The organism is Citrobacter pasteurii, from assembly GCF_019047765.1.
GTDB lineage: Bacteria > Pseudomonadota > Gammaproteobacteria > Enterobacterales > Enterobacteriaceae > Citrobacter > Citrobacter pasteurii.
In genome coordinates this window covers 1222276-1242349 of sequence record NZ_CP077262.1, presented here as the reverse complement: position 1 = coordinate 1242349, position 20074 = coordinate 1222276, and the positions used below count along the sequence as shown (strand labels likewise).

The following is a 20074-nucleotide window of genomic DNA, read 5'->3' as shown; positions in this document are numbered from 1 at the left end:
TCTGTCAGGCTCCGGCGGCAATCAGCAGCTCGGCGATTTCGTGATACCCCTTTTCCCTCGCCAGCTCTAGCGGGGTTTTACCGTATTTATCCGTCATGTGCGGGTTCGCGCCATGGTCGAGCAGCAGCTTGACGATCTCCTGCTGCTTCGCGCCACCGTCGTTAAGTACGATAGCTTCCAGCAGCGGCGTCCAGCCAACGAAATTGGTGTGGTTGACGTTAATATCGGTACGCAGCAGCAGCTCGCGCACGATCTCTACATGACCTTTCTCACTGGCAGGCGTAATGCCGACACCGCCAAAACGGCTCAGGCGCTCAAGATCCGGGTTAGCCGGTAATACCGTGCGCAGCAGTGTTAAATCATTTGTCAGGCAGCTAATCAGAAATGGATTAAAACAGGTTTGATCTTGTTTATTAATATCAGCACCGGCAGCAATCAATAAAGAAACGCAGTCATAATGTTTATTCAGGCTGGCAATAATAATGGCAGTACGGCCCTGGCGGTTGGTGGCATTAATATCCACATTTTTTTCCAGACAGGATTTTAATCCTTCGGCGTTACCCTGTTCTGCCGCCAGCAGAAATTCAGTAATAAGTTCTTTCTCTGACATAATCACTCTCCTGCAGTTTTTTAGACTCTTCATATTTCCGATAACCTGAGAATAGCAACAGAGTTTAGAGAATAACATCCGCTTAAATTTCATTCATCGTAAGCGTGTCGATTGTTGAATCAAATTTAATAATGAGGGTAAAACGTGCTGTAGTGCAATCTTTCCCTTATGACGGAAGCCGTTTTAGCGATGAATCAGAGCCTGGGGAAATCAGGCGGTATGCAGCACGGATAGTGGGTCGCAACTAAAATACAGAAGTGTGATTGCCTTCAAATCAAATGTAACTCTAGTGTTAAATTCTGTTCAAAACTGATTGCTCTCGATAAGGATTACAAATACATTCAACAATCATCGTATCGTGGGCATCGCAGCATGGCCTGAGGGGAGAACGGATGAATTCAATTTTTACCGAGGAAAACCTGCTGGCCTTTACGATGGCAGCGCGCTATAGCAGTTTCAGCAAGGCCGCAGAGGAGCTTGGCTTAACAACGTCGGCCATCAGCTACACCATCAAACGCATGGAGATGGGGCTCGATGTGGTACTGTTTACTCGCAGTACCCGCAGCATTGAGCTCACCGAGTCCGGTCGCTACTTCTTTCGCAAAGCAACCGACCTGCTGAATGACTTCCACGCCATCAAGCGCAGCATCGATACCATCGCCCAGGGTATTGAAGCCAGGGTACGCATTTGCATTAACCAGTTGTTGTATACCCCACAGCATACTGCACGGCTGTTACAGGTACTCAAAAAGCAGTTTCCGACCTGCCAGATAACCGTCACCACCGAGGTGTATAACGGCGTCTGGGATTCGATCATCAACAACCTCGCCAACATCGCTATTGGCGCGCCCGATACCCTGCTGGACGGCGGCGGGATTGATTACACCGAAATCGGTGCGATCCGCTGGTCGTTCGCTATCGCACCGGATCACCCACTGGCGTTTATGCCTGAGCCGATTTCAGAAAGTCAGTTGCGTCTGTACCCGAACATTATGGTGGAGGACACCGCGCACACCATCAACAAGAAGGTCGGCTGGTTGCTGCACGGGCAGGAGTCGATTCTGGTTCCTGATTTTAATACCAAGTGTCAGTGCCAGATTCTGGGTGAAGGCATCGGTTTTCTGCCGGACTATATGGTGCGCGAGGCCATGGAAAAGTCGCTGCTGGTCACGCGACAGATCCATAACCCTCGTCAGGATTCACGCATGCTGTTGGCAACCCAGCACGCGGCAACCGGTCGCGTAACGCAGTGGATTAAAAAAGAGTTTGGCCCACAAGGGGTACTGACGGGGATTTATCAGGATCTGCTGCATCGGCAGTGATGTGCCGGATAAGACTATCCGGCGAAAATCAGTCTTCAGGCGCGAATATCGTCGTACTCGCGAGTTTTATCAAACTCATGCCGGGCAAACGGACACAGCGGGATCACTTTGCGGTTTTCGGCGCGCATTTTCTCCACCACCTTCGCTACCAGCAGCTTACCCACGCCCTGACCTTTCAGACTAGGGTCGACATCAGTATGCTCAATGATGCTCAGATGCTCGCCCGTCGGCACAAAAACAATCTCGGCGACCTGCCTGCCTTCAGCATCGTTAACATAAAATTTGTTGTGGCCTGCAAGAATTTCCATGGTTCCCTCACTTATTTCTGGCGATATTTCAGTGCACCACTCGGACAGGTATCAATAACCCTGATAACCGTCGCAACATCGACTTCATCCGGGATGATCCACGGTTTACGCTTCAGGTTGAAAAGTTTTGCGCTTCCTCGTACGCAATTGCCTGAATGTTGGCACATCCCCGTGTTGAAATAGACATCAATCTTCTCGCCGGTATAGGCCCGGTAACCTGCATCCAGTAGTTCCTTATCCACGACATTGCCTCACATTTTTTTATTGTCTGGGTCTAATCATAGACCGATGCGAGGCTGAAGGAAGCCGCTGAAAGCAGAAATATCACTCAGACCGTCTCTGCCACGACGGCTGCTGCTCTGGTGGCAAATACTCCAGCATCGCAGGCGTCGGTGGCGGCAGACGGTTATCGGCGATATCCCTGTCCACATCGATATGACTGATCTCACCACTTTCATGATGGTGAACCGTCAGCACCCTCGCCTTGTTCAGCTCTGTCACCAGCTCGCGGGTAATGCGTAAACTTTCCGCCAGCTCATGATCTTCCAGACCCGGTCTGCGACTGCGGCGTTCCACCCGGAAACGAAACTGGTTGTACTTAGCCCAACCAATAAGCACCAGACCATTGACCAGGGCAATAAGAATGTAAAACGTCACCGTATCCAGGGTCGTGAAAAAGGGGCGAACCCCCATATGCGGTGAATGCGCCAGTGCGACGATCAACCCTTTATAAATCAGGTATAAGAACCCAATCCAGGCAACAAGCGTCAACACGACGTCGATCACCCGCGGCAGCAGACGCCGTTCGGTAAAAATCAGCGGTTGGTTCATGATTCAATCCTCCCGATACCACGATCAGGACTGACCCAGCGTGCCCTGCCGCGTTTGCGTTTGAGCATCACTTTGGGGAACGCCACCAGCGTGGTGAACAGACTCAGCATCCAGTACACCACCGGGAACCAGATGATCCAGAACAATGAGGCCCCAATCCCTTTTTCATAGCGCCGTTCAATCATCAGGCTCACCGCGAACTGCAACAAGCAGACTACGCCGAGGATAAGCCCAGTGAAGGCTGGCGGGAACAGATGCTGAACATACAGCGTGTCTGGCATCGGGAATAGCAGCCCTAACAGGAACAGCACGATACTAACCGCATACGCAAATGCCCAGGCGGTAGAGAAACAGAACTCAAGGAACAGTGGCCACATACGGCGGAATTCCCACGACCACAGGCGGCGCATGTTAACGATAAACACCTCCGCACCACCTTGTGCCCAGCGCAGGCGCTGTTTCCACAGTCCTTTCAATGTTTCAGGCATCAGGATCCAGCACAGGGCACGCGGCTCAAAGAATACCGACCAGTGGCGCAATTGCAGCTTCCAACTGATGTCGATATCTTCGGTGATCATGTCCGGGCTCCAGTAGCCAACTTCAGCCAACGCCCGGCGACGAAACGCGGCAACAACACCTGAAACGGTAAATATCTGCCCGTAGACTCGCTGAGTTCGCTTGATCAAGCCGATAATCGACGAGAACTCGCCGACCTGTACACGGCCAATTAACGTCGAGCGGGTACGAATACGCGGGTTACCGGTCACCGCACCAACGCGCGGGAACTGGATCAACGGGGCCACGATATAGGCGACAGCATCACGATCCAGTAACGCATCCCCATCGATGCAGACCAGGTAATCACTGCGCGCTGCAGCTGCACCGGTTTTAAGAGCCAAGGCTTTCCCCTGGTTTTCCGCTAAGTGAATCACTCGCAGGCTTGGGTACTCTGTTGCCAGCTGTTCCAGAACATCGTGCGTGTCATCTGTCGAACCATCATTGATGGCAATAACTTCAATATTCTTATATCGCTGAGCCAATGCAGCCTCGATCGTCTCGCGCGCGTTGATCCCTTCGTTAAAACACGGGATCAAAATCGAGACCAGCGGATTTCCCTCCAGAGTTGGCGGCGGCGTTTCATCTCCCCATTTCCAGTGACGCTCACGGTAAAACCAGAAATAGACCCCGCCGCTTATCCACAATGCAGACATGAACAAGGGCCAGAAGAAGACAAAGTTCAACATCACTTCACCCGTGAAGACAACAGCCACGCCAAACGGCAGGCTGAACATCAGGCAAAGTATCAGGAAAGCAATTATGCGATCGGTCATTTTTGCGGGTACCAGTATGAGGAGAACGTCGAACGAATCTCTGACATCTCAGGTTTATCGCTGATGAAATCATCCGGGTAATAGCCGTAGTTGCCTGCGCCGCTTAACTTAAGCTGACGCATCCATTCGGCGAGTTGTTTACCGCTGATTTCGGCCTGTTCCCCGGATTTACGCCAGTCGCGTGCCTGCAGTTCAAACACGGTTTTATCCAGCGCGCCGGGCGTCTGTGCGACAGCATTCACCAGTCGATCAAGCCAGGCATTAGCATCATTGGCCGGAATTTTCTCCATGAATGGCATCGCCATGGGGGCTGTCCAGTCATAGGTATTCAGGAAATCATTCAGGTTTTGCGCAAACCAGGCTTCACTTTCAGGTTCCAGTACCGGCATAGCATAGATATTACGGGCGGTTTGTACCTGCGGACCGCGAATATTGCGTACCGATTGCGTCAACTGCTTAGTGAAGTCGATCAACATCTTACTTTTCAGGCGAGTCCAGCGCTCAAACGCCTGAGGGTTATTACGGATTTGCTCAATGCTTCCCGGAAGTCCTGCGGCACGGTAGGCGGCTAACGCCTCCGGCGACGCATCTTCAAAATCCGTCAGGAAGGCATCGTCATGGAACAAGATGCCTTTGAAGCTGGCGTGCTTCGCCAGGTCTTCGTAGATCTCGGTAATGCGCTGACGCGCTTCACTGCTCCAGGGTGAAAGACGGACATAGTTCTCGCGGTTGATCGCGGTACGTCCGGTTTTCGGATCCCATGCCGTTACACGCGGAATTGAGGCGTCCAGATCGAAAGCCAGCACCGGCATCCAGGCGTACACGGTAACCCCTGCACGGGTTTGTAACTGCCAGGAGATATAGTTAAACAGATCGGCGCGCATCGGCAGCCAGCGGTTAGGGAAATAGACCTCGCGAATATTCCCGTCGCCCTGCGGATCGGCATACGCCTGCAGGAAGACATGAGAGATACGCATGTCATAGACACGCTGAATCAGCTTATCGATGTTTCTCTTTTGCTGGGCGGGGTCTTTGTCATAGACGTAATCCAGATCGACATGCATCACGCGCATCGTCTGCGGCTCACGCACCTGAGCAACCTGACTGGCAAAACGCTTGAGCGATGGGTTATCAGAAATCAGTACACGCGGGATATCATCAAGGAATGCCGCATTCGCCAGCCCTTCATTGAGCGTAAACGCCATCTTATAACCTTGCTCTTTGGCCAGATTTAAGGTTGTACCGCTGGCGGCACCGTAAGGCCAGACCCACGCACGTGGCGATTTCCCCGTTACCGCTTTAATTTTATTGGTGATCAAAGAGATATCGGTATTAATACGGCGATAGTATTGCTCGTCCGTTTCGTAATTGCCGGTTTTCTTATCGTAAAGACGGTTTGCCACAGCAGGTTCTTTACTTCCTTGCGGGTTCGCCTCAGCACCGAAGTGCGAGTTCCAGGTATGCGCGCCGATTTCCACCAACGGCGATTTGCCCATTTCCTCGACCATCTTCCAGGTGGCGAATTTGTCGCGCGCCGTCATCAGGCCACCAAAATCGACTTTTTTGTCCGCAGGGGCATCCACCCAACTTCCAACAGGTGCCCAAAGGGCTGGCCAGTTGTAGGCTTTCAGCAGCGGCCAGACACGGGTATAGAAACTGCTATATCCATCATCAAAGGTGAGCAGCACCGCTTTTTCCGGCAACACGATTTTACCGTCATGAGCATCCAGAATTTGCTGAACGCTGATCGGGTTATAGCCATTATCACGGAGCCAGGCTATTTGATCGCTCAGCGCGCTGGTACGCACAGAGAGGTAGCGCTGATCGGCTGCATCATCTTCTACATCGTGATAGCCCAGAACCAAAAAACTATTTTTCGGCCACGGGTGATCAGCCGTCAGCGGCGTTCTCTCATCAGGAGGAACATAGCGAGGCGTCGTATTGTGCGCACTGCTGCACGCGGTAATCATCAACCAGCCAGCGATGAGTGCGCTAAGCCATAGGCATCTTTTCAGCATGAACAATCCTTAAAACCTGACATTCAAATCGAAAGCGAGGGAGATATTCCGCTCACGTTTACCGTCGTAGGGGCGTTTATCCCACACCAGCATCACCCCGCCATCTACGACGTTGTTCCATTTAAGCCGTTGACCGTAACCCAACTGGACGATAGCCCCCGCGTCTTCACCTTGTTGCCAGTAGCCGCCCACGCCAGCCACTCCCTGCTGTGTCCACACGGTGTCATAGTGTCGGTAAAGCACCTGCTCCGCGGTTAAGCCAGGTACCACGGAGAAATCACTTTTGGGGTTGTAATACGGCACATTCTCTTTGGTGTTGGTGCTACCGCCGATACCCGGGGTAAAGTCCAGCGTGAAGCGCGGTGTCGTCCACATACGCTCTTTTCCGCTAAGCCCGTATTCGATACGATCGTTACCATCCGAGAAATGTGAGGCTGCAAACGACAATTGATACTCTCGCCGTTCGTTTTGGTACCAGCGGACATACATATCGCCGCCGTTTGCATATACGCCGCTACGCAGCGCACGCAGTGGCGTATTGCGGGAAAGACGCTCTGCTGACCCACCCACACGCCAGTTATCATTGAAGTCATGCCAGGCTGAAAGACGGCCCCCCATTTTCTGCCCGTCGCCATAATTACGGCCAGACAGTTCCATTTCGGCCCAGTAATCACGTGAAGTCCATTCAGCACCAGCCGCCAGATCGCGGCTGATGCCTTTTCCTTCTTCAAACTCGCCGGTGGCAAAGTTGAAACCGGTAAACAGTCGCCAGTTGTCATTAATCGGCGGGCTGTAAATCGCAGTATTGATGTTAAAGTCATTCTTACCGCTGACCGGACTATCGGAGGAAATCCCCTGCGTACCGCTGATACGCAATTCCGACATTTTGTGCACATCACGAATACGCGCCAGACGCAGGGTCGCTTCATCATCCGGGCTACGGACGATGACATCATCGGTCAGCTCGTCGGCCTGCTTCCACTCCTGAAGATCCAGCGCCACATAGGCCTGCTGACGCTCCAGCTCCAGGTTGCTGGGCTCAATCACTTCCGCAAGCTTTAGCTCTTTTTCCGCCGCATGTGGCAATCCACGGGCTTCCAAAACGGAGGCATAAGTTATGCGCAGCCCCTGGTTACCGGACCCCGTTCGTGCCAGATGTTCTGAGAGTTTTTCTGCCTCTGGCAGTTCATTGGCAGCAAGATGATATTGCGTCAGCAGCGTCTGCCCGAGCAGCCAGTTATCGTTAGGCTGTGGCGTTGGCGAGCCATAGATACGGCGCAGGTACGGGCTCTCTTTGATCAAGTCATCGACTTGTTTTCTAGCGGCATCAAAGTTTTCATTATCAATATGCGCATAGAACAGATCCTGTTGATCTTCAGGACTGAGCGGCGTCACAGGGATAGGTCCGTTCGGGTAATAGATGCTCGTCAGCATTGCTTCGGTCTTTTCCGGCTGACGTTCGCTGAGCCACGCCGAAGCCACCCAACGTTTGGCATAGTTGGGCACTTTACCGTCCGCTGAAAGGGATTCGTACTCCTGAATCACGTCGGCAGTACGCTTACGCACCAGCAGGGCGCCCATGCGGTCAATTCTCGCCCGACGCACATCGCCCTGGGCTGCGGGATCATCTTTCCAGGCTGCCAGCAACTGGTCATAGCGAGCAAGCGCTTTATCCGCCACGATAAAACGCTCATCTTCATTTCGTGCAGAGGTATAAGAAGCGCGCACCTTTTCGGCTGCAGCATCAAGCGCCAGACGCCGCTTAACGGGATCAGATGTCGGAACCACTTCCGTCAGCCCCAACGCCGGTTCAGCTACACGGTTGGCTGACAGCGCTGACAACAGCGTGGATTTCGCATTTTTGTTACCCGGATCGACTTCATCCGCCTCGCTGGCGACTAACAGCGCATCCCAGTTTTTACCCTGTGAATGATACACATAGGCAAGCAGTGCATCAGATTCAGCCCCCGGATGCGCGCGTGCCCATTTATTCGCTTCAGTCAGGGCCTGCTGATTGTAACGTGCATCCGCCAGCGTCATGATCCAGCCAGTACGCACATCGGCGTTTTCAGGCTCTTCCTGTACAACGCTTTCCCAGAGGGCTAATGATTCATTCCAGCTCTTCTGATTGCGGTACGCACGTGCAGCGGCCACTTTGCCACGTGCGGGCACTTCCATCTGCCCATGATACCTTTGCCAGATATCAATGGTTGCTTTATCGTTGTTATCAACCCAACTGGATACCTGCAGCCAGCCAGCCACCTGATTTGGCGTTAACGCACTTTTCTTTCCCTGCTCCTCAAGGTAGCGCAATAGCGGTGTGCTATTACCACCTCGCGCTTCAATAATCAACGCATCATAATCTGATACTGCTGCAGAGGCTTGCATTGGGAAAAGAACGCTTGCCGTAAATAAACAGGTTACTGACTTGAAGCGTTTAATAAAGTTGGCATGTCGACGCATACTGAACATATCTGCCCTTATATCTTACATCATAGTAAAAATAAGCGTTTTCAATAAGTTATAGTCATTCCCTGACGGTTGCCGACCATGTAAAGTGCACTGCCGCTTATTTCGTAATATGGCTAAAAATCATTTAATTCTTTCGCCTTATTGACTCCCTGTGACTCGTCCACTCGTCGTTGAGAGGCTGGCGAAAGCTCAGGAATTTTATCACTCAGTGTGGGGTCTTGCTATGTTATAAGAAAACTCTTAGGCAAAAAAAGTATTTTAAACCAAATTATCCTAATACTCTTGGGATCGAATACTGGATTTAGATTAAGTTTCCGTGACGAAACCACGTAACGATGATAACTATTATCAGCAAATATAGAAACACCAGGTAACTGTTTGCCTGATAAGCATTTTGAAAATTGACAGGAAAAAACTGATAATTAACAGTAACTGATAACACTATAAATAACATCAGTTAATTTTAAACGGCTAAGTTTCAGGGTTAAATGGGCAACATGACACCAGGCAAAAAGAATTAGATAAAGATATAACAAAATGAAACTAAAGGGCTTTATGAACAGTAAGTTTATCACCTACCAAAAATGGCATTGTGGAATACCTCAATGAACGACCACAGGTAATTGTTAATTCCACTACGCCCTGGTGTATTTATCATTCCGCAAAACTGTACTTATCTATTTGTTAAATTATTGGCGATATCAACGACAATCAATTTTTACCCTTACAAAATACAAGCCTAATACTATTGAATGATGTCCATTGAACCATAAGCTTTTACGCTTACCCTTTGCGCATTCTTTCAGGTAATCTGGCAAAAGACGCCAATGGGAGCTGGGAGCTGGTCAATGAAAATCGTTAACGCAGAAGAAAAGCACATCCCCGCTATCCATACTATCTACGCACATCATGTTCTTCACGGGACGGCCAGCTTTGAGACTGACCCGCCAGATACTCGCGAAATGCTTGTTCGCCTGACTAAGATCCGCGAGCTGGGGTTGCCGTGGGTTGTGGCCCTGCAGGACGAAAAAGTCATCGGTTACTGTTATCTCACCCGCTACCGTGAACGCTATGCCTATCGTTATACGCTCGAAGACTCGATTTATATTGATCCGACAGCACAACGTCAGGGCGCGGGCAAAGCGCTACTACACCATGTTATTACATGGGCAGAAATACACGGCTACCGACAGATGATTGCCATCGTCGGCGACAGCAATAATCAGGGATCGCTGAAAGTCCACCAACAGGTCGGATTTACGGAGGTCGGCACGCTAAAGAATATTGGCTTCAAGCATGGTCGTTGGCTCGATACCGTATTGCTACAACGTAATCTGGGTGAAGGTAACAGCACACTGCCGCCCGATACTGGCGTGATACTTTGAGGGAAAACGGAGGCCCCCCCCTTAATACTTATTTCAGTCGTTTACCTGCTTTATCTACCAGCTACTCGCCATCTTCCTTTACGAAAGTGCCTTTTTGCGCATTCGGGAGGATTTCCAGCACTGAAGTGGTTTACTGAATTTGGCCACCTGAATAGAGGTGATATGCTAAATCTTCGCATTGCAGCCCACAGCCCCGCAAGAACCAGGGCTACCATGCTCTGAAACGTGGGGTAAGGGCATAGCTCACAGGCTGTTACGCTGGCATACTGCGGGATTATGGAAAAGATATTGAAGACGTATTCCAGACTATCGACTACTGATGACCGTTTACGATTTTGCTATGCAAATCGCAACGCGACTATTGAGACTACTACTTTGAAGAAAATTTTACTTTTTGTGCTGGTCCTGCTGCCGCTGGCGGCTCATGCAGGAAAAATAACCATGAGCAACCCAGACGAACAGGAATTACAGGGAGGGAAGCGTCTTTGCACTTATGAAAACAGCATTTACCTGTTTACGCTGGTGACGCGCTCGCAGTCCTGCCCGTACTCTCGCACGTTCTCCACCTCGGACAGCGAAAAGTAAATGGCACAATGCCCGACTTAGTCAGGCAGTATTACGAGAAAATCCATACCACCTTCAGAGTTTTTGTTCACTTTATCTACAGAAAATCCTTTTTCATCGATAAACTTCAATAAGCCTTCATCAGTATAAAACCCCTGAATTCGTTCTTTGGTCTCAGCACTGACTAAGAAGAATTTCTTGGCTATATTTTGAGTCTCGTTCTCCGCAACTTTTTTAGGTTGAGTATTTGATGAGAGAGACCAAACCAAACAGACTAACCAACCAAGAAAGGTCCAGCCAAGGAAGATATTTAAAGCAAAAATAGGCTTAAAGTTTCTGTGCCATCTTCTGTAAGCAATAACAGATGGGATGAGATAAAGAACCAGCAGTACAGCAAGAAACATAAATCCATTAAGCGAAGAATAATCGTTCATCCAAAAAATCTCGTCAAATTATGTTATCAAGTATTAGCTTACTTAATTTCTCTTAGTTGCAACAGCATCATTTGCTGATGATGTGGCTACAGGCTTTGAGAGGATAGTCGTGAACGTTTCAAGGGTGTGTTACGAATTTCAGGGTGTTAAGAAATGTTGTAACAGATAGATTGGATAGCAGCGTTCATGATAAACCACTCCGGCGCATCAAATCTCCTGGCAATAATTTAAGGTTTGGTATTGGACATTTTGTTACCCTCAACCATTTGCCAGATCAGACACTATGAAGAAGGTTTAAAAAGAATTTGGGGTACTGCTACCTTTTTTGAGCTGTCCAAAACTTAGGCCGGTGCGGGCGTAGAACAATGGGTAGTTTAAGTTGTACCTGCTAAGGTGGGGTAAACGTTACTAACTGATAAATCATAACTTGTTGATTTATCAGGAAATTGGAGCGGGCGAAGGGAATCGAACCCTCGTATAGAGCTTGGGAAGCTCTCGTTCTACCATTGAACTACGCCCGCGAAGAGGTGCGTGGGTCATTATAGACCTTACGCACCCTCTGACAAGCCCAAACTATGCTAACTGCTGATAAAATAGCCTTTTAGCACTTAGGTTTACTCCCCTGCGGCGGTAAATAACGCAGCGGATCAATCGCCGTTGCACGATAGCGAATCTGGAAATGCAGGCGTACAGATGCCGCATCTGTACTACCCATGGTGGCAATTTTCTGCCCAGCCTTCACGCTCTGCCCGTTGTTCACCAGTAGCGTATCATTATGCGCATAAGCGGTAATGTAATCCTCGCTGTGCTTAATCATGATGAGGTTGCCATAGCCCCGCAACTGGTTGCCGACATATACTACCTTCCCTGCCCCCGCCGCATAAACCGGTGTGCCGCGCGCAGCTGAGATATCAATACCCTTGTTGCCGCCATCCGCCGTTGAATAAGGCAGGATCACTTTTCCGCTGGCTGGCCACAACCAGCAGCGTTGTCCCACCGGCGGCCAGGATGACTGCGGTACGGAGGACGACGGTCTGACTGCCGCTGTTTTTGTGGAAGATTTTGTGGTGGTCTTGCCGGAAGTCGGGCTGGTTTTCGTGCTACCGCTAAGCTTCAGCCTTTGCCCTACTTCGATGGTATAGGGAGGAGATATATTGTTGAGACGGGCGAGATCCCTGACGCTGGTACCGGTAGAGCGCGAAATCGCGTACAGCGTGTCACCACGCTTCACGGTATACGTAGAGCCGGAATTAGATGAACTGGAACATCCTGCAACGATCAGGCTGCCCACAAACATTATCAAGATAGAAAAGCGTTTACTCATCAGACATTCTGCACTAAACACGAACGTTCACCTCCAAACCAGAGGCAATTATCATACCAGCCAGCCGGACGATCCCCAATCGCTTCGGTTCAACCTGGTGTATTAAACGGATATCCCTGCGCAATAATATCCATCAGCGCGGGTAAATCAGGCATGGACGGTAATTTCACTAGCGTCGGATAAAATATTTATGGCGAAGGGAATACATCCACCACATAGCACTGGCCGAATTTATCCGCGTCGACTTCTGAAGAGGGTAGCAATGCCGCGGCTTCCAGGCCGGACTCCAGCCAGTCGAGGATCACCCCGGCAGTGGATATGCATGATCATCCAGGCGTTCACACCAGAGTTACACGGTGATGACCATTGCTATCCCGCAAATTATTATCCAGGTCGCGCTGGCGATGCTGGCAGTGGTTATTCTGCCGATGATCGCCCCAGACATGATGGCGGATTGCTAATGGTCGCGACCGGATTGCGCATCTGCAACATTAAACTATTTCCGGTCGCCAACATGCTGCCAGGGCTTGTTTTGATAATGCCTTTGTCCCATTTATGGGCTACCCTAGTGGCCTGAGTACATGACCCGGCGGGTTTGTACCGGGTTATTTTTTCTTTTCAGGAGTTGTCATGGCCGGGGAACATGTCGTTTTGCTGGATGAGCAAGATATACCTTCAGGTATACTCGAGAAGTATGCCGCCCACACCCACAATACCCCTCTACATCTCGCGTTTTCCTGTTGGATTTTTAACGACCAGGGCCAGCTGTTAGTTACCCGTCGTTCACTGCACAAAAAAGCCTGGCCAGGTGTCTGGACAAACTCGGTGTGCGGTCATCCACAATCAGGGGAAACAACTGAAGATGCTATTATCCGTCGCGCCCGCTTCGAGTTGGGTGCTGATATTCGCGCACTCACGCCCGTATACGCGGATTTTCGCTATTGCGCAGCAGATCCGAGTGGAATTGTGGAAAATGAAGTTTGTCCGGTATATGCCGCACAGCTAATCAGCACGCTGCAGCCGAATGCGGAGGAAGTGATGGATTATCGGTGGAGCAATCTTGAGGATGTGTTATGCGGGATTGACGCTACACCGTGGGCCTTCAGCCCATGGATGGTAATGCAGGTTTCAGACGATAAGGCGCGAAAATTGTTGCGCGCATTTTCCAGCGGCCATTAATTAATTGCCGGATGACAACGCAAACGCGTTTTATCCGGCCTACGAATAGTCTTCCCCGTAGGCCGGACAAGGCATCAGCCGCCATCCGGCAGTTCACATCTTACTTAACCGGACGCATTGCCGGGAACAGGATCACATCGCGGATGGTGTGGCTGTTGGTGAACAGCATAACCATACGGTCGATACCAATACCCAGGCCCGCAGTCGGCGGTAAACCGTGTTCCAGAGCGGTAACGTAGTCTTCGTCGTAGAACATCGCTTCGTCATCACCCGCATCTTTGGCGTTAACCTGATCCTGGAAACGCTGCGCCTGATCTTCGGCATCGTTCAGCTCGCTGAAGCCGTTACCGATCTCACGTCCGCCGATGAAGAATTCGAAGCGATCGGTGATTTCCGGGTTTTCATCATTACGACGCGCCAGCGGAGAAACCTCTGCCGGATACTCGGTAATGAAGGTTGGTTGAATCAGGTGCGCTTCTGCAACTTCTTCAAAGATCTCGGTCACAATACGACCCAGACCCCAGCTCTTCTCAACTTTGATGCCGATAGATTCAGCAATCGCTTTTGCAGAGTCGAAGTTATCCAGATCGGCCATGTTGGTTTCCGGACGGTATTTCTGAATCGCTTCGCGCATGGTCAGTTTTTCAAACGGCTTACCGAAGTCGAAGACTTCTTCACCGTAAGGCACTTCAGTCGTTCCCAGAACGTTCTGCGCCAACGTACGGAACAGAGATTCAGTCAGTTCGATCAGATCTTTGTAGTCCGCATAAGCCATGTAGAGTTCCATCATGGTGAACTCTGGGTTATGGCGAACAGAGATGCCTTCATTACGGAAGTTACGGTTAATTTCAAATACGCGTTCGAAACCGCCCACCACCAGACGCTTGAGGTACAGTTCCGGCGCAATACGCAGGTACATGTCCAGATCCAGCGCGTTATGGTGGGTGATGAACGGACGTGCTGCCGCACCGCCGGGGATCACCTGCATCATCGGGGTTTCAACTTCCATAAAGCCACGGCCCACCATGAACTGACGGATACCCGCCATGATCTGTGAACGCACTTTAAAGGTGTTGCGGGATTCATCGTTAGAGATGAGATCCAGGTAACGCTGGCGATAGCGCGCTTCCTGATCCTGCAGACCATGGAATTTATCCGGCAGCGGACGCAGGGCTTTGGTCAGCAGACGCAGTTCGGTGCAGTGGATAGACAGCTCACCGGTCTTGGTCTTGAACAACTTACCTTTCGCGCCGAGGATATCGCCCAGATCCCATTTTTTGAACTGCTCGTTGTAGACGCCTTCCGGCAGGTCATCGCGAGCAACGTACAGCTGAATACGGCCGCCAACATCCTGCAGCGTAACGAATGATGCTTTACCCATAATACGACGGGTCATCATGCGGCCAGCAACGGATACCTCAATGTTCAGCGCTTCCAGCTCTTCGTTTTCTTTCGCGTCGAAGTCAGCGTGCAGTTGGTCTGAGGTATGATCGCGACGGAAATCGTTCGGGAACGGGATCCCCTGCTCACGCAGGCTCGCCAGCTTCTCACGGCGCGTTTTCAGTTCATTGTTAAGGTCGGCTACCGCGTCAGCGCCCTGTACGTGTTGTTCAGACATGTTGGTTCCTCATAACCCTGCTTTCAAACTTGCTTCGATAAATTGATCCAGGCTGCCATCCAGCACCGCCTGCGTGTTACGGGTTTCAACCCCGGTACGCAGATCTTTGATGCGGGAGTCATCAAGGACATAAGAACGAATCTGGCTACCCCAGCCGATATCTGACTTGGTGTCTTCCATCGCCTGTTTCTCGGCATTCTTCTTCTGCATTTCCAGTTCATAAAGCTTCGCTTTCATCTGCTTCATGGCCTGGTCTTTGTTCTTGTGCTGGGAACGGTCGTTCTGGCACTGCGTCACAATCCCGGTCGGGATGTGGGTAATACGCACCGCAGATTCCGTACGGTTAACGTGCTGACCGCCCGCACCCGAGGCGCGGTAAACGTCAATACGCAGATCCGCTGGGTTGATATCGATATCGATATCATCGTCAACTTCCGGATAGACAAACGCAGAACTGAACGACGTATGGCGACGGCCGCCGGAATCGAACGGGCTCTTACGTACCAGACGATGTACACCAGTTTCCGTGCGCAACCAACCGTAAGCATATTCTCCAGCGATTCTGATGGTCACGGATTTAATACCCGCCACTTCACCTTCAGACTCTTCAATAATTTCGGTCTTAAAGCCGCGCGCTTCAGCCCAACGCAGATACATACGCATCAGCATGCTGGCCCAATCCTGCGCTTCGGTACCGCCGGAGCCAGCCTGAATATCGAGATAGCAATCCGCGCTGTCATATTCACCGGAGAACATACGACGGAATTCCAGCTGGGCCAGCTTATCTTCCAGCGTATCGAGTTCTGCTACGGCTTCGTTAAAGGTTTCTTCGTCGTCGGCTTCTACAGCCAGTTCCAGCAGGCCGGAGACATCTTCCAGGCCCTGGCTCATCTGATCGAGCGTATCAACGATGGCCTCAAGGGAAGAACGTTCTTTACCCAGCGCCTGAGCGCGTTCGGGTTCGTTCCACACGTCCGGCTGTTCCAGCTCGGCGTTTACTTCTTCCAGACGCTCTTTCTTGGCATCATAGTCAAAGATACCCCCTAAGAACGTCTGAGCGCTCCGTGAGGTCCTGAATGCGGTTATTTACCGGATTAATTTCAAACATGGTCTGATTTCTTTTATTGGACTAGTCAAAATGCGGTGATAAGAGCGGGATTGTACCGGATCCCGGCTCAATTTTATACACACTAAATTCGTCAAACTGGCCAGATATTATCGATAATAATCTGCAGGCTGCGGTTGCCACGAAACTCGTTAATATCCAGTTTGTAGGCAAGCTGAACTTCGCGAACACCGTTATCCGGCCAGCAGGTGGTATCGACATTAAACGCAATTCCGTCCAGCAGTGGGCCGCCGCCAACAGGCTCCACCATCACTTTCAAGTGACGCTCACCGACCAGGCGCTGCTGAAGCAGTCGGAAGTGCCCGTCAAACAGCGGCTCCGGGAACATTTGTCCCCACGGACCGGCATCGCGCAGCATTTGCGCGACCTCCATGGTCATCTCTGCCACACTCAGCGGACCATCAGAGACTACCTCACCCTGTAATAAAGCGGGGTCAAGCCACTCGGTTACCAGTTCGCCAAAACGCTGCTGGAAATGCTCGAACTGCGCTTCTTCCAGCGACAGACCTGCTGCCATCGCATGTCCACCAAACTTAATGATCATGCCGGGATAAAGCGTGTCCAGACGCTCCAGCACATCACGCATATGCAGTCCCTGGATCGAACGTCCGGAACCTTTTAAGGTGCCATCCCCCGCAGGAGCAAAGGCGATTACCGGACGATGGAAACGCTCTTTAATACGCGATGCCAGAATGCCGACCACCCCCTGGTGCCATTCGGGATGATACATCGCCAGGCCCCCCGGGAGTGTGTCACTACTGCGCTCCAGTTTTTCACACAGGGCCAGTGCTTCTGCCTGCATACCCTGTTCAATCTCTTTTCGCGTCTGGTTGAGAGCATCCAGTTCATTGGCCAGCATACGCGCTTCACCAATGTTGTCGCACAGCAGCAGCGCCACGCCGACGGACATATCATCCAGACGACCTGCCGCGTTCAGCCGAGGGCCAAGCGCAAAACCTAAATCACTGGCGGCCAGTTTGAGCGGGTCACGATTGGAAATCTCCAGCAGCGCTTTAATGCCAGGGCGGCACTTTCCAGCACGAATGCGGCTTAAACCTTGCCACGTCAGGATACGGTTATTGGCATCCAGCGGCACCACGTCTGCTACTGTGCCCAAAGCAACCAGATCAAGCAAATCGGCCAGGTTCGGCGGTGCAATGCCGCGTTCATCAAACCAGCCTTTGTCACGCAGGAAGGTGCGCAACGCCAGCATCAGGTAGAAGGCCACACCAACGCCTGCCAGCGATTTCGACGGGAATTCACAGTCGGGCAGGTTAGGGTTGATGATAGCCTCTGCGCCCGGCAGCGTGTCACCGGGCAGGTGGTGATCGGTCACAACGACCGGGATCCCCAACGTTCGGGCATGTTCAACGCCCGCGTGGGACGAGATACCGTTGTCCACAGTAACGATCAGCTGAGCGCCCCGGGCATAGGCCTGATCCACCACTTCCGGGCTTAAACCATAGCCGTCTTCAAAACGATTAGGCACCAGGTAGTCAACGTTGCTGCAGCCCAACGCACGCATCGCCAGGATGCTCAGCGCCGTGCTGGTCGCACCATCGGCATCGAAATCCCCCACCACAATGATGCGGGTTCCTTCGCGAAAGGCGTTATAGAGGATCTCAACCGCTTTTTCGACGCCGTTCAAATGCTGCCACGGCAACATCCCTTTCACGCTACGTTCAAGCTCCTGCGCATTGCGCACGCCACGACCAGCGTACAAACGACGCAACAAGGGAGGCAAATCCGCTGGCAGTTCGGCTGTCTCGTCGGCTTCGCGCCGACGGAGTTGTATCTGTTGTTTCACGCGAATTATTTACCGCTGGTCTGTTTTTCGTGTGCGTCGAGGAATTCTTTCATCTCTTTCGGCCCCTGATAGCCCGGAACAACATAGCCGTTGCTCAGGACAATCGCCGGTGTGCCACTGACGCCAAACTGCACGCCCAGTGCATAATGATTCGCGATATCCACATCACAGGTCGCCGCTTTCACGTCTTTGCCCGCCATTGCATCGTCAAAGGCTTTGTTTTTGTCCTTCGCACACCAGATAGACTTCATGTCCTGCTCCGCCTGGCTTTCCAGCCCTTGTCGAGGGAAGGCCAGATAACGGACGGTGATCCCTAACGCATTGTAGTCTTTCATCTCTTCATGCAGCTTGTGGCAGTAGCCACAGGTGATGTCGGTGAAAACGGTGATGACGTGTTTTTCTTGCGGCGCTTTGTAGACGATCATCTCTTTTTCCAACGCATTCAGATGCTTCATCAGCAGTTGATTAGTGACATTCACCGGGCTTACGCCACTTACGTCATACATCGGCCCCTGAATAATATGCTTGCCGTCTTCAGTCACGTACAGCACACCGCTATTGGTCAGTACGGTTTTCATGCCCGCAACCGGAGCAGGTTGAATTTCGGTGCTCTGCACGCCCAGCTTCGCTAATGACTGGCGAATAGCTGCATCGTCTGCATGCACCATGCCTGAAAACGCTGTGGCCAGCAGGGTGAGCATCATAAAACGTTTCTTCATAACCTATCCTTTACTGTCAGCACTCACGCTCGTGGGTGATGCTGTTGATGTAGTTGACGCAAGCGCTCCGTTGCGACATGTGTATAAATCTGCGTAGTCGAGAGATCGCTATGCCCCAGCAGCATCTGCACCACGCGCAGGTCAGCGCCGTGATTGAGCAGATGCGTGGCAAAAGCATGCCGCAATACGTGCGGTGACAGTTTCTCGCTGTCGATCCCTGCTAACACAGCATAGTGTTTAATACGATGCCAGAAAGTCTGACGGGTCATCTGCTGCGCACGCTGGCTGGGAAACAGTACGTCAATCGATACGCCGTTGAGCAACCACGGACGACCGTGTTCCAGGTATGTTTCCAGCCAGTACACGGCTTCTTCGCCCAACGGCACAAGCCGCTCTTTGTTGCCTTTACCAATCACCCGCACAACGCCCTGGCGCAGACTAATATCGCTCATCGTCAGCCCCACCAACTCTGATACGCGCAACCCCGTAGCGTACAAAACCTCCAGCATCGCTTTGTCGCGTAGCTCAAGCGGTTGGTCAATAAGCGGAGCCTGCAGCAGCCGTTCTACCTGCGCTTCGCTGAGATCTTTTGGCAAACGCTGCGGAAGTTTAGGTGAAGCAAGCGAGGCGCTTGGATCGTCTTCGCGAAATTTTTCGCCGTAAAGATGCTGAAAAAAACGCCGCATGGCACTGAGCAAACGTGCTGAACTGGTGGCTTTATACCCGCCATCCATCCGCTCAGCCAGCAATGCCTGCAAATCATCGCTTTGCGCCGTCGCCAGTGAAATGCCACGATGGTGCAACCATTCAACAAGCATTGTCAGATCGCGACGATACGCACTTAACGTGTTCTCTGCCAGATTTCGTTCCAGCCACAGTGCATCAAGAAACTGCTCGATGCGCGCCAGATCCTGTTCCACTCGCGCCCCTTATTCCACTCTCATTTTTGATGCATTATGCCTCATTGTGCCGGGATTGCGGCGATTCTGTTACACTACCCGCAACGCTACAGCAGAATTGAGATGT

General features: G+C 51.5%; 18 protein-coding genes, 1 tRNA gene and 2 pseudogenes. 5 read left to right on the top strand and 16 right to left on the bottom strand.

Going from position 1 to position 20074, the window contains the following annotated elements; translation table 11 throughout:
- Window positions 1-4 precede the first annotated feature (4 nt).
- Entirely contained in the window at window positions 5-610 is a 606-nt protein-coding gene (locus I6L54_RS06085) for an ankyrin repeat domain-containing protein (RefSeq protein ID WP_005123373.1), read from the bottom strand.
- A 392-nt stretch (window positions 611-1002) separates the two neighbouring features.
- On the opposite strand from I6L54_RS06085, the gene I6L54_RS06080 reads away from it, so the two are divergent.
- A complete protein-coding gene (locus tag I6L54_RS06080) occupies window positions 1003-1932 on the top strand; it encodes a LysR substrate-binding domain-containing protein (protein WP_005123372.1) in 930 nt (309 codons plus the stop codon).
- A gap of 35 nt (window positions 1933-1967) precedes the next feature.
- On the opposite strand, the gene I6L54_RS06075 is transcribed toward I6L54_RS06080, so the two are convergent.
- From I6L54_RS06075 to pgaA, 6 genes are all read right to left on the bottom strand, one after another.
- A complete protein-coding gene (locus I6L54_RS06075) occupies window positions 1968-2240 on the bottom strand; it encodes a GNAT family N-acetyltransferase (RefSeq protein ID WP_005123370.1) in 273 nt (90 codons plus the stop codon).
- 11 nt (window positions 2241-2251) lie between these two features.
- Window positions 2252-2482 (bottom strand): 4Fe-4S mono-cluster protein YjdI, encoded by a 231-nt coding sequence (gene yjdI / locus I6L54_RS06070; protein ID WP_005123368.1) that lies wholly within the window; start codon window positions 2480-2482, stop codon window positions 2252-2254.
- 82 nt (window positions 2483-2564) lie between these two features.
- Window positions 2565-3071, bottom strand: coding sequence for a poly-beta-1,6-N-acetyl-D-glucosamine biosynthesis protein PgaD (gene pgaD / locus I6L54_RS06065; RefSeq protein WP_005123367.1), 507 nt, complete (start codon window positions 3069-3071; stop codon window positions 2565-2567).
- Entirely contained in the window at window positions 3068-4402 is a 1335-nt protein-coding gene (pgaC, locus tag I6L54_RS06060) for a poly-beta-1,6-N-acetyl-D-glucosamine synthase (RefSeq protein ID WP_040232145.1), read from the bottom strand. The genes pgaD and pgaC overlap by 4 nt, the downstream gene beginning before the upstream one ends.
- Window positions 4399-6420: a poly-beta-1,6-N-acetyl-D-glucosamine N-deacetylase PgaB gene (pgaB, locus tag I6L54_RS06055; protein WP_040232143.1), complete on the bottom strand. Its 2022-nt coding sequence runs from the start codon at window positions 6418-6420 to the stop codon at window positions 4399-4401. The genes pgaC and pgaB overlap by 4 nt, the downstream gene beginning before the upstream one ends.
- Window positions 6421-6429: 9 nt before the next feature.
- Window positions 6430-8892 carry a poly-beta-1,6 N-acetyl-D-glucosamine export porin PgaA gene (pgaA, locus tag I6L54_RS06050; RefSeq protein ID WP_040232142.1) on the bottom strand — a complete coding sequence of 821 codons (2463 nt, stop codon included), beginning with the start codon at window positions 8890-8892 and terminating at the stop codon, window positions 6430-6432.
- A gap of 848 nt (window positions 8893-9740) precedes the next feature.
- Between pgaA and I6L54_RS06045 the strand changes: the two genes are divergently transcribed.
- Together I6L54_RS06045 and I6L54_RS06040 are read left to right on the top strand one after the other, a co-directional pair.
- Window positions 9741-10277, top strand: coding sequence for a GNAT family N-acetyltransferase (locus I6L54_RS06045; RefSeq protein ID WP_005123363.1), 537 nt, complete (start codon window positions 9741-9743; stop codon window positions 10275-10277).
- Window positions 10278-10718: 441 nt separating this feature from the next.
- Entirely contained in the window at window positions 10719-10862 is a 144-nt protein-coding gene (locus I6L54_RS06040; protein WP_338079054.1) for a hypothetical protein, read from the top strand.
- A 17-nt stretch (window positions 10863-10879) separates the two neighbouring features.
- Here the strand turns inward: I6L54_RS06040 and I6L54_RS06035 are convergent, their stop codons facing one another.
- The 4 genes and pseudogenes from I6L54_RS06035 to I6L54_RS24220 all read right to left on the bottom strand — a co-directional run.
- Window positions 10880-11275 (bottom strand): superinfection immunity protein, encoded by a 396-nt coding sequence (locus I6L54_RS06035; protein ID WP_082031738.1) that lies wholly within the window; start codon window positions 11273-11275, stop codon window positions 10880-10882.
- 447 nt (window positions 11276-11722) lie between these two features.
- A tRNA-Gly gene (locus I6L54_RS06030) sits at window positions 11723-11796 on the bottom strand.
- A gap of 80 nt (window positions 11797-11876) precedes the next feature.
- Complete coding sequence (actS, locus tag I6L54_RS06025) at window positions 11877-12599, bottom strand: amidase activator ActS (RefSeq protein WP_040232139.1); 723 nt, start codon at window positions 12597-12599, stop codon at window positions 11877-11879.
- Between the two features lie 89 nt (window positions 12600-12688).
- Window positions 12689-12947: pseudogene (locus I6L54_RS24220) on the bottom strand (LysR family transcriptional regulator); the annotation flags it as partial.
- 2 nt (window positions 12948-12949) lie between these two features.
- Here I6L54_RS24220 and I6L54_RS06020 point away from each other — a divergent pair.
- Window positions 12950-13176, top strand: a pseudogene (locus I6L54_RS06020) (DUF554 family protein); the annotation flags it as partial.
- 53 nt (window positions 13177-13229) lie between these two features.
- Window positions 13230-13778, top strand: coding sequence for an isopentenyl-diphosphate Delta-isomerase (gene idi, locus I6L54_RS06015; protein WP_005123358.1), 549 nt, complete (start codon window positions 13230-13232; stop codon window positions 13776-13778).
- Window positions 13779-13878: 100 nt separating this feature from the next.
- Here idi and lysS read toward each other — a convergent pair whose 3' ends face one another.
- The 5 genes from lysS to xerD all read right to left on the bottom strand — a co-directional run bounded on the left by lysS (window position 13879) and on the right by xerD (window position 19968).
- The gene (gene lysS, locus I6L54_RS06010) at window positions 13879-15396 is read right to left on the bottom strand and encodes a lysine--tRNA ligase (RefSeq protein ID WP_005123357.1); all 1518 of its coding nucleotides are present in this window, start codon (window positions 15394-15396) and stop codon (window positions 13879-13881) included.
- Between the two features lie 9 nt (window positions 15397-15405).
- A protein-coding gene (prfB, locus tag I6L54_RS06005) for a peptide chain release factor 2 (RefSeq protein WP_096878465.1) occupies window positions 15406-16504 on the bottom strand; the annotation gives its coding sequence in 2 pieces (ribosomal slippage) (window positions 15406-16428 and window positions 16430-16504; 1098 coding nt in all).
- A 91-nt stretch (window positions 16505-16595) separates the two neighbouring features.
- The gene (gene recJ / locus I6L54_RS06000) at window positions 16596-18329 is read right to left on the bottom strand and encodes a single-stranded-DNA-specific exonuclease RecJ (RefSeq protein WP_005123356.1); all 1734 of its coding nucleotides are present in this window, start codon (window positions 18327-18329) and stop codon (window positions 16596-16598) included.
- 5 nt (window positions 18330-18334) lie between these two features.
- Complete coding sequence (gene dsbC, locus I6L54_RS05995; protein WP_040232137.1) at window positions 18335-19048, bottom strand: bifunctional protein-disulfide isomerase/oxidoreductase DsbC; 714 nt, start codon at window positions 19046-19048, stop codon at window positions 18335-18337.
- 23 nt (window positions 19049-19071) lie between these two features.
- Window positions 19072-19968: a site-specific tyrosine recombinase XerD gene (xerD, locus tag I6L54_RS05990; protein WP_005123354.1), complete on the bottom strand. Its 897-nt coding sequence runs from the start codon at window positions 19966-19968 to the stop codon at window positions 19072-19074.
- Between the last annotated feature and the right edge of the window lie 106 nt (window positions 19969-20074).